Here is a 15,793-nt window from a genome sequence, read left to right on the forward strand (position 1 = left end):
GGACGCATCCGGTCGGGTCGTCACGGGTCAACCTCTCTTCGCAGAGAACCCCTGATCGACACATTAACCCCGGATAGGCGGACATCGCCCGAAAAGCTGGCTATCTCCCCAGGTCGCGGCCCCGGCCGGAAGGCGTCGCGTCCGGCTCGATCTCCCGGGCCAGCTCGGGACTGCGGGCGTTGAGCATGCGCATCACCGTGAAGTGCATCCACAGCGCGCTGACGGCGGTGATGACGAACAGGATGAAGAACGTGCTCTGCGGCAAGCCCGTCCACTCCTGGGTGTAGGCGAACAGCGGGGGCAGAACGAAGCCGCCGAGCGCACCGAGCATGCCGACGAGTCCACCGACCGCGCCCACGTCCTCCGGGAAGTACTCGGGAATGTGCTTGAACACCGCGGCCTTGCCGATGCCCATGGCGATGCCGATGACGACGACGCCGATCGTGAACGGCAGCAGGCCCAGCTCGTACGGCAGTACCTCACGCACGCCGTCCGCCTCGTACCTGGTCGGCACGTAGAGCACGATGTGCCCGTACGGCATGGACAGGAACAGCGTCGAGGCCAGCATCGTGGCGAACGCGCCGTACATGACGCGGCGGGCGCCGTACCGGTCGGCCAGCCACCCGCCGACCGGGCGCAGCAGGCTCGCCGGGAAGATGAACAGCGCGGTGAGCAGGGCAGCCTCGTACAGCGGCACCCCGAACACATCCACGTAGTACTTGGGCAGCCAGGCGGCGAGCGCGACGTACGCTCCGAAGACCACCACGTAGTACAGACTGAACCGCCAGACCCGCAGCTGCCGCAGCGGGCGCAGCATCTCGGTCAGCGGCCGGTGCTGTCCCGGCCGCCGGTCGCGGCGCGGCGCGAACAACCACACCGCGGCGCCCATCAGCACGAGCAGCACCGCGTAGAGGAACGGCACGAAGCGCCATCCGCCCGGGATGAGTCCGCCGGCGAAGCCGATCGCCGGTACCGCCGTGATCAGCGCCGGGCCGATGAACTTCGTGACCGAGGCGCCCACGTTGCCCGCGCCGAAAACGCCGAGCGCGAAGCCCTGCCGCTCGCGCGGGGTCCACGCGGACACCCAGGAGATGCCGACGGTGAAGCTGTTTCCGGCGAAGCCGACCAGGAACGCGTACAGCAGCAGGGCCTGGTAGCTGTGCGCCTGGGAGACCAGGAACGCCGGGACCGCCGTGAACAGCAGCAGCGCGGTGAAGACGACCTTGCCGCCGACCCGGTCGGCGAGCACGCCGCCGGGCAGCCGCCAGACGGCGCCGTTGAGGATCGCCAGCGACGACAGCCACGACAGCTGCACATCGGTGAGGCCGAACTCGGCGCGGATCGGAATGCCGAGGACCCCGAACATCAGCCACACCGCGAACATGAGCGTGAAGCCGATGGTGGACAGGCTCAGGACCGACAGCCCGCCTCGCGGCCACGGGCTCGGGCTCGGACGCAGCGGCTCACTGGACGGCGCCGCGGTGCGGGATTCGGTGATCATGGCACTTCTTCTCCAGGTTCTCGATCAACTTGCCGGTGGGGCTGCGGGGCTCCCGCGCCGTTCCCCGGCCTGGCCGGGGAACGGCCGGTCGCCCTGCACGACCCGTCGAAGCCTCAGCAGGGGAGCTCGGCGCCCTTGCGGGCGTAGAAGTGCCAGGCCAGCCAGATGCAGGCGACGAAGAAGACCATCCAGCCGACGAAGAACACCACCGGCGAGATGCTGGCGAGGCCGACACCGAACAGGAACGGTCCGAACGCGGCGATCGCGGCCGTCCAGCCGATCACACCACCCGCCTGGCGCCGTTCGAAGATCATCGGCATCTGCTTGAACGTCGAGGCGTTGCCGACCCCGGCGAAGAAGAAGATCCCCAGCATCCCGATGACGAACCACTTGAACTCACCGACCGAGGCCGGCGTCAGCCAGAACGCGGCGAAGATCGTCGAGACGGTCATGCCGATGCCGGAGACCACGGTCCAGATGGCGCCGCCGAACTTGTCGCACAGCGGCCCCCACGCCACCCGGGCGATCGAGCCGACCAGCGGACCGAGGAAGGCGAACGCGAGCGGGTCCGGGGCGCCGGCGAATCCGCCGTACAGGCTCTTGATCAGCAGGCCGAACTGCGCCGCGAATCCGGAGAACGCGCCGAACGTCATGACGTAGAGCGCGGTCATGATCCACGTGTGCTTGTTGCGGAAGATGTCGAGCTGCTGGCTCATGCTCGCCTGTACCGGCACGCTCTTGAGGAAGAACCAGGCCAGCAGCGCGCCCGCGATCACCCAGGGGATGAAGACGATGCCGGCGTTGTGCAGCCAGATGGTGTGGCCCAGCCCCTTGGCCGGCTTGACGACCGCCTCCGGCGCGATGGACGCGGTGCCCAGCAGCGCGAACCCGACCACCCAGGGCACCAGGAACTGCACGACGCTGACCCCGAAGTTGCCGATGCCGGCCTGGATGCCCAGCGCGACACCCTGCTTGCGCTTCGGGAAGAAGTACGACGTGCTCGGCATGAAGCCGGAGAACACGCCACCGCCGATGCCGCACAGGAATGCCAGCGCCAGCAGCATCGGGTACGGCGTGGAGCTGTCCTGCACGGCCCAGCCCCACCCGGTCAGCGGAATGAGCAGCAGCAGCGTGGAGAGCGACACGAGCTTGCGAGTGCCGAGGATGGGCGGCAGGAACATCCAGATCAGCCGCAGCAGACCACCGGCCAGACCGGGCATCGCGGCAAGCCAGTACAGCTCGCTCACGCTGAGGCCGAACCCGATGTTGTTCAGCCGCGGCGCGATCGCCGATACCAGGAACCAGGTGATGAACGCCAACGTGAGGTTGTACGTGGTGATGGCGAGGCTGCGCCACGCGAGTTTGCTGTCCCAGGACCGTTCGTCCTCCGGGTCCCAGACCGCCAGCCATTCGCGGCCGCGTCGCCGCGGCTCCGCCTCCAACGCGACGGCCGGTGGCCGCTGGGCCGCTGTTTTCATGTCGATCGCTCCTGAAATGAGTCGAGCCACCGGTCTGGGGCTCTCCGCCATCAACAATCGATCAGCGGAATCCCCCCTGCACGGCCACAAGGGCACCGGCTCAGGGGCCGAAAGTCATGACCGATACGGGACCATTGCGCCCTGTGGGAGCCGGCGGACCCGCCCTCCGGATGCCGGGCCGATCCTCGCCCACATCAGCAGGTCCGTTAGTCACCGTCGGTCACTGGCGTCACGCAATCACCGTGGGACGCCCCTCGCTGGGGGTAGTGTGACCTTGTTGGCGGGACGCCGGTGGTGCGGCGGAGGTCTCACCCCACTCGCGCTGGTGAACTCCTCATCTCGCCCAGCCGGGGACCGATCTCGTTGCTTGAGGGAGACGGTCAGCGTCCCCTTCGATCGCACGCGGCGGACCGCGGCGGCCGGCGACCCCTGGCCCAACGGCCCGCCGTCCGCAAGGGGATCGCCACACCACGGCGAGGAGACAGGACGTGGCCTGGGACTGGTTGAAGCGCAGGGGCGGGGTGGAGGAAGACCACTCCGACTTCGAGGCGGAGGCTGCCGAGAGTCTGCTGTGCCGCCGTGGCAGCGATGCCACACTCCTGGTCGCCACCGCCGACGAGCCGCACGCGGCGACGATCCACGGCACGGTGGCCATCGTCGACGACAACCGCCTCGTGATCACCAACATCGGCGGCGCGGAGAAGCCCGCCGACGACGCGACCGTGACCCTGCAGTGGCCGGTCGAGACCGGCCTGCGCCACGTCGCGGTCACGGTCGCCTCGACCACCTCGACCGCCTGGAACGTGGTCGTGGCCGGCGATATCGTGCACGAGCAGCGGCGCCGGTGGATCCGGGTGCGCACGACCGTGCCGGTCTTCGTCCGGGTGCCCGAGCAGGAGGACTGGATCTCCGGGCAGACGATCAACCTGTCCGCCGGAGGGATGGCCGCCGTTCTGGAGTCCACGAACGGGCGGCTGGCCGCTCCGTCCAAGGTCGACATCAGACTCAACCTGCCCGACGGCGTCCTCACCCTGACCGGGACAGTCTCCGAGATCATGGAGGACGAACCCGGCAGCATGGTCCGGGCCGACTTCTCCGAGGTCGAAGAGGCCTGCCACGAACGCCTGGCCGCGCACGTGTTCCACGTCCAGCGGGAGGATCTGGCGCGCCGACGCCAGCAGGGCGCTGCGTAGCAGGACGATTGCGGTCAGTAAGAAAGAACACGTGATCGGCGCCCCGACAAGGCAAAGGTCACCCGGCTCCGGGCCGAAGGTCGGTGCACTGCACCCGACCTTGGAGCGTTCATGTTCACTCGCCTGCGAGTAGGCCATCGACTTGCCGTTTGCTTCGCCTTGTTGATCGCCCTGCTCTCCGCCACCGCCGCCGCCGGCTGGCAGGGCATGAACACGCAGAACCAGGTCCAGCACCGCATCGCGGAACTGACCGGCGCGCGTGAGGCGATGCAGCAGTTCATCTACCTGGTCGCGGAGATCACCGGCTGGCAGGGCCTGGTCATCGCCGACGCCGGGACCGTCGGTGGCGTCGCGGCCACCGATCCGAAGTCGTACAACCGGGCCGGCGAACTGGAGTCCAAGGCGGCTCTGTACGAGGCGATCAAGGCGGCCGAGGCGGCCCCCTTCACGGCCGGTGAGCACGCCGAGGTGGCGAAGCTGCGCGGTATCTGGGACGGCTTCTTCGCCGACGACGACCGGATCATGGACATCCTGCGGAAGAACACGGCAGCGTCGCGGGCCGAGGCGCTCAAGAGCGTCAACGAGGGCGTCTCCTACGACGCGTACACCAAGAGCATCGAGATCAGCGACCGGGTGCGTGAGTCCACACAGGCCCGCACGACCGCGTTGAACGCCGAGGCGGCGCGGGCCCGGACGACGGGCAACGCGATGCTGGGCGGCACCCTCGCCGCGGCCGTCCTGCTGGCGGTGCTCGCCGCGGTTGCCGTCACCCGTTCCATCGTGCGTCCACTACGTACGGTCACCCACACCCTGGCACGGCTGGCGGAGGGTGACCTGACCGCCCGGGCCGAGGTGGCGCGCCATGACGAGTTGGGCGCCCTCGGCACCGCCGTGGACACCAGCAGCCGGGCGCTGCAGACCGCGATGCGGCAGGTGCTGACCGGGGCCGGGGCGGTGGCCGAGCTCTCCGGGCGGCTGTCCGGTGTGGCCGAACGCATGGCCGCCTCCGCCTACCAGGCCCGGCGCCGCGCGACGGACGTCTCCGGTGCCGCCGACACCGTCCGCACCAGCCTGCGCACCGTGGTGGCGGGCAGCAGCGACGTCGGCAGCGCGATCGCCCGGATCGGCACCAGCGCCGAGGCGGCCGCCCAGATCGCCAGTGAGGCGGTCACCACCGCCACGAACACGGCCGCCACGATCACCCGGCTCGGCACCTCGTCGACCGAGATCAGCAACATCGTCGCGCTCATCGACGGCATCGCCGCACAGACCAACCTGCTGGCCCTCAACGCCACCATCGAGGCAGCCCGCGCCGGCGACCAGGGCAAGGGCTTCGCCGTGGTGGCCGGTGAGGTCAAGGACCTGGCCCAGGAGACGGCCCGGGCGACCGGCGACATCACCGGCAAGGTGCGCACCATCCAGACCGACACCGGCTCGGCCATCCACGCCATCGACGCGATCAGCGACGTCATCCGGCGCATCGACGACTTCCAGGAGACCGTCGCGACCGCCATCGACGAGCAGACCCACGCCACCCGGCGGATCAACGACAGCCTGCACGAGGCGGCGGACAGCAGCGACCAGATCGCCGCGACGATCGCGGAACTCGCCGAGACGACCGAGAGCACGGCCCGCGACGTCGAGGAGGCCGCCGGGACCGCCACGGAGCTGGCCGCCGCCAGCACCGCGCTGCACACGGCGATCGCCGAGTTCACGGTGTAGCTGCATAACCCAGCACACCCGGCGGTCGTTGAGGTCCACGACGTCACGCCGGTACCGCGGTCACGAGCCCGGCGGCAGCAGCTGACCGGGGGCCGGGTTGAATCCGCAGCAGCAGTATCCACGGCAGAGCGACACGTTCGTGAAGTCGTACCGGTATCTGCGCACCGCCCTGGTCGGACTGCTGTTCTGCCTCGGCGTCGCGGTCTTCGTCCAGACGGCCAAGCAGGGGTGGCACCCGCTGGCCTCGGTCAGCGCCTACTACTACACCCCGGCGCAGGCGATCTTCGTCGGCGCCCTCATCGGCATGACCGCCTGCATGATCGCGTTGCAGGGCACCACCGAGGTCGAGGAGGTGTTCCTCAACCTGGGTGGCATGTGCGCCGCGGTGGTCGCGGTCGTGCCCACCTCCCGGGGTGAGGACTACCGCACCGCGGTCGATGCCTGCATGGACGCGGCCGGCCCGCTGATGACCGAGAAGGCAGCCGGTACGGACTGCCCCTCGGTGCTGGCGCTGGCCGACGCCACCCGGGCCAACGTCGAGAACAACATGGTCGCTCTCCTGGCCGTGGGCCTGTGCGGGCTGATCGCCGCGGCGCTGTACGCACGGCGGGACAAGGCGACCGGTACGGGCTTTCGCTGGGCGTTCACGGCGGCCCTGGTGGCCTTCGCGGCGGTGGCCGTCGCGTTCGCGGTGAGCGTCGGATGGTTCATCGACCACGCCCACTACGTCGCCGCGATCGGCCTGTTCCTGTGCATCATCGTGGTCACGGTGGCCAACGCGCTCCGACACGGAGGCACCGGTTCCGGCGGCGCCCCGACGGTGGCGCAGGCCCTCAAGGCCGCCGGCGGCGTCCTGGTCCGGCCGCCGCACCGCTTCGACCGGTACGCCTGGATCGCGTGGGCGATGGTGGTGGTCGCGGTGGGCGGGGCCATACTGGTGATCGTCAATGCCTTCGCCTTGTTCTGGCTCGAGATCGCCGTTGCGCTGCTGTTCGCCGTGTTCTGGACCGTGCAGACCATCGAGCAACTGCCGCCGCCGGCCCCCGGCGCGGACCCCGACCGGGCCTGACGCGCCGCCGGCGAGGCCGGCGGCGCGGCCCCCGACCGGGCCCGACGGGACACCCGCCGGACGGTCTGTCAGACCGTCGCCGCTGGAACGGGAAGCGAACACCCCCTTCGTCCTAAAATATCCGGTTAGCGAATCAAGGTTCGGCGAATCGGATGAAACACATTGTTCGGCATAAATACGTTAGGTCATGCCGATTCGCCCCAGGGGCTCACCGGGTCAGCGCGTCGCGGCTAAGTCCGCTTAAGCATGGACATATCACCCCGACTTTTCGGGCATGTCCGTCACTCGATCACCATGACCCGGTCACACACAGAGATGAGTTTGTTTCAGTCGCGTCGAGTTACTAGATTCGGGGCCCACCACGGAAAGTGGCAGACGTAACGGGGGTCCGACCGAGATGTGTCACGTCACCCCGGAGAGCGCGGAATGATCGCCCTCCGGCTCTACCGACTGCTGCCGAAGAGCCACCGCCTGCGGATGCTGGAGGTGCTCCCGCCCCACCGGCAGCTCTGGCTGGTGCGCCGGCTCACGCGCCAGCGCGCGCTGGGGCGCCCGGCACAGGCCGGGGACCTCATCCGCGCCCGCGACCGTGGCCGGACCATCCAGGCCCGCGTGGTGACCGACATGACCCCGGCGACGGCCTGGCAGCGGAATCTCGACGTCGTGACGGGCGTGCTGGAGCGCGCCGGAATTGACTACTTCTGCGTACGTCCGTTGCAAAATACACATAGCGTCGTGGCGGTCAGCGTCACGGACCGTAAGCGTACGCTCGCCGCATTGCGCACCGACACGGAGCTGCACGGCGCCGAGGTGCAGGTGGGCAAGATCAACGACGACGGCTTCCAGGCCGGGCGGCAGCTCAAGAACGGCATCCAGGTCCATTTCCCGATCACGGACCCGCGCGGCACCACGGTCCTGGGCAGCGGCTCGGCTTGCGAGATCGAGTTCTGGCGGGAGGTGCCGAGCAAGCACGGCGAGCCCGCCACCATCGTCGGCCCGCGCCGCAACCGGGTGGCCAGCACGCTGCCGCTGGACGGGGAACCCGCCCAGGTCGAGGCCGCAGCGCTGACCGGCATGCTGCCCTCCGGCGGCCCACGCGCGTACCGGTCCCGGACCGAGTTCGCCGCGCCACTGCCCGACGACGTCCAGTTCCCCATCGACGCCGTCTTCACCTGGGTCGACGGCGAGGACCCGGACTGGCGGGAACGGAAGAACGCCGCGCTCACCGCGTTCGGCCACCAGAAGATCAACACCATCGCCACGAACCATTCCCGGTTCATCAGCCGCAACGAGCTGAAGTACGCGCTGCGCTCGATCGTCTCCTTCGCCCCCTGGATCCGGCACATCTACCTGGTGACCGATGACCAGATCCCGCCGTGGCTGGACGAGTCCGCTCCCGGGCTGACCGTCGTGCGGCACCGCGAGCTGTTCGGCGACACCGGCGTGCTGCCGACCTTCAACTCGCACGCCATCGAGTCCCGGCTGCACCTCATCCCGGGCCTCGCCGAGCACTTCATCTACTTCAACGACGACATGTTCATCGGGCGGCCGATCGGACCGACGGCGTTCTTCCACGCCAACGGGATCGCGAAGTTCTTCCAGTCGTCGGCGCAGCTCGAGGCCGGACCGGCCACGATCCACGACGCACCGGTCACCGCGGCCGGCAAGAACAACCGGCGGCACATCCTGGAGCGGTTCGGCCGCGCCATCAGCCAGAAGATGCAGCACGTCCCGTACCCGCTGCAGAAGAGCGTGCTGCAGGAGATCGAGGACACCTACACCGAGGACGTGCTACAGACCGCGTCGCACCCGTTCCGGCACCCCGAGGACCTGTCGATCCCGTCGTCGCTGCAGCACTACTGGGCATACCTGACGGGCCGCGCGGTGCCCGGTCAGATCAAGTACACGTACGCCGACCTGGCGCACCCGTCGACGCCGGTGCAGCTGGCGTTCCTGCTGGCGCGACGGCACTGCGACGTCTTCTGCCTCAACGACACCGACTCGGCGAGCGTTGCCCTCGCCGAACAGGCGGCGATGATGGAGGACTTCCTGCCGCAGTACTTCCCGTTCCGCTCCCCGTTCGAGCTTCCTGACGACGTCGCCGCCGAACGGGCCCAGTTCAGCGCCACCGAGCTGTCGCAGGCCGCACGGGGCGGTCGGCCCGTCCTGCCCAGGCAGGGGAAGCGCTCCGCCAGCGGCACGCCGTCCAGCACGGCCGAACAGCGGCGCGCGGTACGTCATTGACGGCATCCCCCTCCTCGGGAGCCTCCGCCTCGGAAGCGCCGGAAAATAGCGCGACACCGGTGACCCGGACCCGGAGAATCTCCAGGTGATCCTCGCCGCCGTCGTCCGTCAACTGCGCCCTCCGTCGGTTCTGGCCGGGCGGCTCTCCGTCCAGTCACTGCTGTTCGCCCTCGGTCAGGGTGCCTTCGCGACCGGCTCGGCGGTCTTCTTCACCCAGATCGTCGGACTGTCCGCCGCCCAGGTCGGTCTCGGCCTGACCTGCGCGGGGATCGCCGCATTCCTCGCGGCCTGGCCGATGGGCAAGCTGGTCGACCGCTTCGGGCCGAAGAAGATGTGGGCCGTCAGCTCGGCCGGGCAGGCGGCGATGTTCGCGGTATGGCCCTTCGTCACCGACTTCCACGGCTACGTCGCCATGGCCGTCGGCATGGAGGTCATCGGTGCCCTCGGCGGCACCGCGTACGCCGCGTACACGATCGACGTCCTGCCGCCCGATGAGCGGGTGAAGTCACGGGCCTACATGTACTCCGCGCTCAACCTCGGCTTCACCCTCGGCGCTCTGGTCGGGGGAATCGCGCTGGCGTTCCACTCCAACGTCGTCCTTCACTCGCTGCCCTGGTTCACCGCAGTGGTCTTCCTGGTCAACGCCGCCGCCGTCATCCGGCTGCCGCAGGCCGCGCACGACAACCGCACCCCCGAGGACCGCAAGGTGAAGATCCCCGGGCCGGGACCGCTGCGCAACCCCGGCTGGCTCCTCACGAACTTCTTCGTCGGCGTGTTCTGGACCAACCAGGTACTGCTCAACGTGGTGATCCCGCTGTGGCTGGTCGAGAAGACCGACGCCCCCCGGGTGCTGCTGGCTTTCCTGTTCGGCACGAACACGGTGATGTGCGTCCTGCTGCCGATGGCCGCGGCACGCGGCGTCGACGGCATCCCCACCGCGCTGCGGGCGGTCCGGGTGTCGTCGGTCTTCTTCGTGATCTCCTGCCTGATCACGCTGGCGACCCACGACACCATCGGCTGGGTCACGATCGCCCTGGTCTGGCTGGGGCACGTCACCGTGACCGGGGCCGAGCTCTACCTCTCCGCCGCCAACTGGACGTTCGAGGCCGAGTTGATGGACCCGCGGCAGCGGGGCGCCTACCAGGGGGCCGCCAACCTGAGCGGAACCCTCGGCAAGGTGTGGGCGCCGGCGGTGTACACCTTCCTCGCGATGAACTGGGGTGCCGCCGGCTGGTTGTTGATCGCCGGCATCATCGTGGTGGCCACCGTCGGGGTGCACCGGTCGACCCGGATGGCCCGACGGTTCCTCGAGGCGCACGTCCCGGCCGAGGTGCTGGCCGACGCCCGCGCCTCCAACCCTGACCCGGACGAGGGCAGCCCGGTCGATCCGCCCTCGCTGATCACCACGGACGGGCCGGTGCCGGACCACACTCCCGACCCGATCCGCTGAGGCCGGCAGGCCCCGTCCAGCAGGCGATGCGCCGCCCTCAGGCGACCGTGGAGACGCCGCACGGCCCGGACGCACCAGCGCCCCACCCCCGGCGGCCACGGCGGGGCCGCGACGCTTCAGGCCCGGCTGTCGCGGATGCGGTCGAGTTCCCGCAGCAGGGTGCGCCGCACCAGCGGCGTGAACGGGCGCTCCACCAGCCGGTGCACCAGCCAGGCCAGCACGCCCATTCCGGCTGCCAGCAGAGCGATCAGAGCGGCCGGCGGGACCGAATCCTTGGCGGCGCGGATGATCACCCAGCCGATCTCCGCGTGCACCAGGTAGAGCGGGTAGGTCAGCGCCCCCGCGACCGTGAGCCAGCCCGCACGCACCCGGTCCAACACGCCCGTCCCGACCGCCGCGATCAACACGAAGCAGCCCGCCAGGATGACGAGCACCGGCCAGTTCGGCAGGTCGTGCTCGATGTTCTCCTCGACGTTGGTGAAAGTCACCCACACCTGGTGCTCGGCGATGACGAACGAGATGCCGACGATGGCCCACAGCAGCGGACTCTGCCCGAAGCGGTACATCAGGAAGCAGGCGATGCCGGCGATGAAATACGCCGAATACTGCGGGTCCACCACCACGGTCACGAGTCGGTTGTCGGCGGCCTCCGCGACCACCGACGCGACCGTCCACAGCAGACAGAACGCCACCACGCGACGGTAGGTCAGTCCCCGCCAGGCCACGACGAGCGCGAACAGGAGATAGAAGCGCAGTTCCACCCACAACGTCCAGTACACCCCGTCGACGCTGTCGACGCCGAGCGGCTCGTGCACCATCGACAGGTTGGTGAGCACATCACCGAACCGCGGCGCGGAATGGGTGAGCGGCCACACGGTCAGCACCACGGCGCTGAGCAGGACCGCCGTCCAGTACGCGGGATACAGCCGCGAGGCCCGCGAGGTGAAGAAGCTGCCGAGCCCCCGGCCCCAGGCGCTCATGCAGATGACGAATCCGCTGATCAGGAAGAAGAGCTGAACGCCGAGCCAGCCGTAGGCAGCGGGCAGATAGGCGTGCGGGAACACCTCGCGCGCCTGCTCACCCCATCCGTCGGGCAGGGCGAGGTAGTGGTAGCACATCACACTGACCGCGGCCAGCAGCCGCAGGCCGTCGAGCACCGCCACCCGGCCCGGCCGCTCGCGGGGCGCTGCGGCCACCGCCTCGGCGATCGGCGGCGCCGCGGTCGCCGTCACGGCTCCACCCGTTCCCGCATGATGCGGTTACGGCCGCTGCCCCGCTCGAACTCGCTGGCCACCGGGAAGTAGTTGTCCAGGAACACCCGCGCGACCTGGGCCCGCTCCGCGTCCGAGACCACGCCGTGGTGGGTGTCGTTGAGACAGAACACGTCATAGCCGCGCGTGGTCAGAATCTGGGTGAGCCGCGGGTGCTGGGTGGCATCGCCCAGGTCCACGTACGTGACCCGCAGCGAGCCGCGCGCGGAACGCCCGGTGAAGTAGCCGACGTAGTGGTGCAGCGACGACGGCACGGCGATGTCCGTGATCGACCGGAACTGGTTGCCGGCCGTACGCTCGACCGCCTCGGCGAAACGCTCCTCGATGTCGCGCATCACGCTCACCCGCAGCGGGTGCGGGGTGTGCAGGAACGCGTGGGTGAGCGTGTGCCCGAACGCCTCCTGGATGAGGGCGCGGTTGTTCTTGCCCGCCGCGAAGTTGAAGTCGTCGGAGTCGGTGAGCGGGGACAGCGGCACCGCGGTCGGGGACATGAAGAAGTTCGCCACCCCGTTGGGGGAGAAGAACGCGCTGCGCTGCACCGGACGGCCGAGGAAGACATCGTCGTTGAAGTACAGGAAGTGCTCGGCCAGCCCGTCGATGTGGTGCAGCTGGGTCTCGATGGCGTGCGAGTTGAAGGTCGGCAGGACCCCCCGCTCACCGAACAGCTCCTTGTGGCTGACCACCTGGAGGCGCTCGTTGTCGGTGTCCAGCCAGCTCGGCACCTGGTCGTCGGTGACGAGCCAGATCTTGCGCACCCACGGCGCGAACATCGCCAGCGACCGCAACGAGTAGCGCAGCTCGTCGCGGCTGGAGAACCGTGCGGCGGCACCGGCGGCGTCGACCGGCGGCCGGCCGAGCTTCTCCAGCACCGCGGACTTGCGCTCGAGCCACGCCGGGTCGTCGCCGTCCACCCAGGTGTAGACGACGTCGATCGGGAAGTCGACGTCGGCGACCAGGGTCTCGTTGAACGCCGCCAGCGTCGGATACGTCCGCTCCGCGACCTGGATGGTCGACTCGGAGGCGGCCACCGCGGCGGGGATGACATCGCCGATCAGCGTCCGGCGCAACGGGCGCAGGCTGCCGTCACCGATCTCGTCGTCGCGCCAGAACTCGACGTCGCAGCCGTACGCGGGACCGTAACGCAGGGTCCGCGACGAGGTGACCACCGGCTGGAAGACGCGCAGACCACCAGCCTTCGCCCCCTCCTCCGACGAGCCCGCCAGGGCGGCCAGCGTGACACCGGAGACCACGCCCTTGGTGGTGACGAGCTCGGTGTACACCGCGGACTCGACGAAATCCTCGGCGAACGCGGCCAGCGTGGCCGGACGGTCCCGCTCGTGAATCGCCAGCCGCACCCGGACACCGTGGTCCCGGATCAGCCAGTACGTGATGTCGTGCCGGTCGAGCACGTCGGCGACGAGGCCGAGATTGCGCTCGGCGACCTCGTTGGGCATCAGGTCGTCCGACTCCAGCGACAGGCGGCCGGCCGAGCGCACCAGGCGGTCGTCGGCCTGCGCCACGGCGCGCTCGATCTCGCGCGCCGTGCGCTGGAACATCGGCCGGTCCGGGCGGGGCGCGGCGGGGGCCAGCCCGGACCCTCCGGTGGCGGCCGTCCACGCGGCCAGGCGGTCGGCCTTGCGGGCCAGCCGCGCCGGTTCGTCGCGCTCACGCAGCAGGCTGGTGAACAGGTCCACCCACTGCGACATGATCGTGGGCAGGGCATACGCCTCGGCCGCGCGCAACGCCGCGGCACCGAACGCATGCCGCAGCTCTTCGTCCTCGACGAGCCGCAGGATGGACTCGCTGAGGGTGTCGACGTCACCCGGCCCGACGATGAAGCCGTTCTCGCCGTGGGTGATGATCTCCGCCGGACCGGTCTGGCAGTCGAAGGCGATCGCGGGCACGCCCGCGGTGAACGCCTCGATGAGCACGAGCGGCAGGGCCTCGCCGTCGCGGGACGTGAGCAGCGCCATGCTGCTCTTGGACCACTCCTCGGCCATGTGCTGGGTGGAGCCGATGAACTGGACGTTGTCGTTCATCCCGATGCTCTCGGCCAGCCGGCGCAGCGCGGGCAGCTGCTGCCCGTCGCCGATCACCCGCAGGATCCAGTCCGGGTGCGCCTCGGCCACCGGCGCGAACGCCCGGATGGCCTGGTCGATCTGCTTCTCCGGCACCACCCGCCCGGCGATCGTCACGACCCGGGTCGTGCGGCTGGACTTCGGCCGGTAGCCGGGCGGCAGCGCGTTGCCGATGATCTCCAGGCGCGGGGCCAGTTCGCGCATGCTGTCCTCGAACCACTGCCGGGTCCGCTCGGTCAGCACGACCAGCGCGTCCAGCCGCGGAGCGAACTGGAACAGCGGTTCGCCGGTGCCGCCGCGCAGCTGCGAGGGGCGGTGCTCCTGGTGCACGGTCACCACGCTGGGCGGGGCCCAGCTGGTCGTACCGGCCATGAGCGCGGGCGACGACGAGACGAGGATGTCGGTGTCCAGAGTCCGCATCGCGTACTCGAGTTCCATCTCGGCCAGCCGGTGGAACGACACCTCCCAGCGCTTGGAGATCAGCCGGCTCTCCGCGGCGGCCAGGGCCGCGCACTGCTGCTCGGTCAGGCTGGTCTCGCGGGTGGGTCGGGGCACCGCGCCGACGGAGTCGACCAGGTAGCGCACGGTGATGCGGGGGTCGACCTCGAAGAAGCGTTCCCGGCTGGTGCGGAAGACGCTGATGACCTCCACCTCGTGGCCCCGGGCCAGATACTCGGCCTGGGTGAAGATGGCTCGCTCGGTGCCGCCCATGGCGTCCGCCGTGTTGAGCAGGAAGGTGATCTTCATGCGGCGACTCCCTGATCGGCGCTGGTGCAGGCGAGCGCGAGACTGCCCGCTGAGGTGTAGTACGGCCGGAGGTGGAACACCGGTCCACTCGGCAGCAGAATTCGTCGTTCGTAGGTACGCAGGACCCGCCCGAGGTTCGTCAGATCGTGCAGGCACCGTCCGACCCGCAGGTGGTGACGGTCGGCGATCCGGATCCGTACGTCCCAGATCTCCTTGCCGCCCGCGGCGGGCACCATGGCGGCCAGCGGCGCGGTGATCCGGAAGAGCTGCCCGGTGATGTCGACCGCGGCAAGATGGGTCGCGCCGTCGGCGCGCCGGGTGAACTCGGCGACCGCGTCGGAGCTGTCCGCCACCCCGACGAACCGCCCGACGATCTCGGTGCCGCCGAGCTCGACCGCGAGACGCACGACCTCCGCCCGGGGCCGGCCCGGCCGTACCGTGAGCTGCCAGACGCCGAACGCCGACGTCGTGGGCCGGTACCGGGTGCCCGTGTCCGGGCAGGGCGGCACCAGCATGGTGGGTCCCCGGCGGCCGGGCGGCGCCGCGGTCAGGCGGCGCAGTGTGAGCCGCCGGCTCTGGCCGGACGCCAGTGTCACCTGGACCCCGAGCTGCCAGACGCCCCCGTCCAGCCGGACCGCGCCGGGTCGATCACCCAGCACGATCGTCCCCTCCACGAGCCAGCGGCCGTCGTCGGGGTCCTGCGACAGGGTGAGCGCGGCGGTGTGGACGGTGCCGTCCTTGCGGAACTGCACCTCCACGGAGCTCGGGGCCGCGTCCAGGCCGGGCAGGACCGCCTGCAGGTTGAGGGTGTGCCCGTCGAGGACACCGACGAAGGTGGTCTGCGCGACCGTGCCCGCGGCCATCCGCGCCATCCGCAGCGCGAGCCCGGACCACGCCCGCCGGGCGCGCGTCTGGACCGCACTGTTCACCTGCCGCCGGGCGGTCCGCAGGGTCTGCGCGGGCCCGGCCCGCAGTGTCCTGCCGACGCGCTGCGACAGGGGTTCTGTCGAAGCCGTGCTCACGTGTCTGCCCTGTCCTTC

General features: G+C 69.9%; 10 protein-coding genes. 5 read left to right on the top strand and 5 right to left on the bottom strand.

The features are described 5' to 3' along the window. Window positions 1-100: 100 nt before the first annotated feature. Together ACMCNO_RS18800 and ACMCNO_RS18805 are read right to left on the bottom strand one after the other, a co-directional pair. Entirely contained in the window at window positions 101-1,501 is a 1,401-nt protein-coding gene (locus tag ACMCNO_RS18800; protein WP_412750746.1) for an MFS transporter, read from the bottom strand. 113 nt (window positions 1,502-1,614) lie between these two features. After that, window positions 1,615-2,979 carry an MFS transporter gene (locus ACMCNO_RS18805; RefSeq protein WP_412750747.1) on the bottom strand — a complete coding sequence of 455 codons (1,365 nt, stop codon included), beginning with the start codon at window positions 2,977-2,979 and terminating at the stop codon, window positions 1,615-1,617. A 488-nt stretch (window positions 2,980-3,467) separates the two neighbouring features. Here ACMCNO_RS18805 and ACMCNO_RS18810 point away from each other — a divergent pair, with 488 nt between their 5' ends. The 5 genes from ACMCNO_RS18810 to ACMCNO_RS18830 all read left to right on the top strand — a co-directional run bounded on the left by ACMCNO_RS18810 (window position 3,468) and on the right by ACMCNO_RS18830 (window position 10,657). After that, a complete protein-coding gene (locus ACMCNO_RS18810) occupies window positions 3,468-4,172 on the top strand; it encodes a PilZ domain-containing protein (protein WP_412750748.1) in 705 nt (234 codons plus the stop codon). Between the two features lie 162 nt (window positions 4,173-4,334). Beyond that, window positions 4,335-5,894 (top strand): methyl-accepting chemotaxis protein, encoded by a 1,560-nt coding sequence (locus tag ACMCNO_RS18815; protein ID WP_412750749.1) that lies wholly within the window; start codon window positions 4,335-4,337, stop codon window positions 5,892-5,894. A gap of 97 nt (window positions 5,895-5,991) precedes the next feature. Then, window positions 5,992-6,963 carry a hypothetical protein gene (locus ACMCNO_RS18820; RefSeq protein WP_412750750.1) on the top strand — a complete coding sequence of 324 codons (972 nt, stop codon included), beginning with the start codon at window positions 5,992-5,994 and terminating at the stop codon, window positions 6,961-6,963. A 426-nt stretch (window positions 6,964-7,389) separates the two neighbouring features. After that, window positions 7,390-9,207 (top strand): stealth family protein, encoded by a 1,818-nt coding sequence (locus tag ACMCNO_RS18825; RefSeq protein WP_412750751.1) that lies wholly within the window; start codon window positions 7,390-7,392, stop codon window positions 9,205-9,207. An 85-nt stretch (window positions 9,208-9,292) separates the two neighbouring features. Next, window positions 9,293-10,657 (top strand): MFS transporter, encoded by a 1,365-nt coding sequence (locus ACMCNO_RS18830; RefSeq protein WP_412750752.1) that lies wholly within the window; start codon window positions 9,293-9,295, stop codon window positions 10,655-10,657. 116 nt (window positions 10,658-10,773) lie between these two features. On the opposite strand, the gene ACMCNO_RS18835 is transcribed toward ACMCNO_RS18830, so the two are convergent. The 3 genes from ACMCNO_RS18835 to ACMCNO_RS18845 are packed head-to-tail and all read right to left on the bottom strand — an operon-like array spanning window position 10,774 to window position 15,775. Further along, window positions 10,774-11,889, bottom strand: coding sequence for an acyltransferase family protein (locus ACMCNO_RS18835; protein WP_412750753.1), 1,116 nt, complete (start codon window positions 11,887-11,889; stop codon window positions 10,774-10,776). Continuing rightward, window positions 11,886-14,753, bottom strand: a complete 2,868-nt coding sequence (locus tag ACMCNO_RS18840) for a stealth conserved region 3 domain-containing protein (RefSeq protein WP_412750754.1) — start codon at window positions 14,751-14,753, stop codon at window positions 11,886-11,888. The genes ACMCNO_RS18835 and ACMCNO_RS18840 overlap by 4 nt, the downstream gene beginning before the upstream one ends. After that, a complete protein-coding gene (locus ACMCNO_RS18845; RefSeq protein WP_412750755.1) occupies window positions 14,750-15,775 on the bottom strand; it encodes a hypothetical protein in 1,026 nt (341 codons plus the stop codon). Before ACMCNO_RS18845 ends, ACMCNO_RS18840 begins: the two co-directional genes overlap by 4 nt. Between the last annotated feature and the right edge of the window lie 18 nt (window positions 15,776-15,793).

The organism is Krasilnikovia sp. M28-CT-15 (genome assembly GCF_047159595.1).
Lineage (GTDB): Bacteria > Actinomycetota > Actinomycetes > Mycobacteriales > Micromonosporaceae > Actinoplanes.

Coding starts and splice junctions, on each gene's coding strand:
- ACMCNO_RS18800 (WP_412750746.1), bottom strand. CDS start 1,501: ATGATCACCGAATCCCGCACCGCGGCGCCGTCCAGTGAGCCGCTGCGT.
- ACMCNO_RS18805 (WP_412750747.1), bottom strand. CDS start 2,979: ATGAAAACAGCGGCCCAGCGGCCACCGGCCGTCGCGTTGGAGGCGGAG.
- ACMCNO_RS18825 (WP_412750751.1), top strand. CDS start 7,390: ATGATCGCCCTCCGGCTCTACCGACTGCTGCCGAAGAGCCACCGCCTG.
- ACMCNO_RS18840 (WP_412750754.1), bottom strand. CDS start 14,753: ATGAAGATCACCTTCCTGCTCAACACGGCGGACGCCATGGGCGGCACC.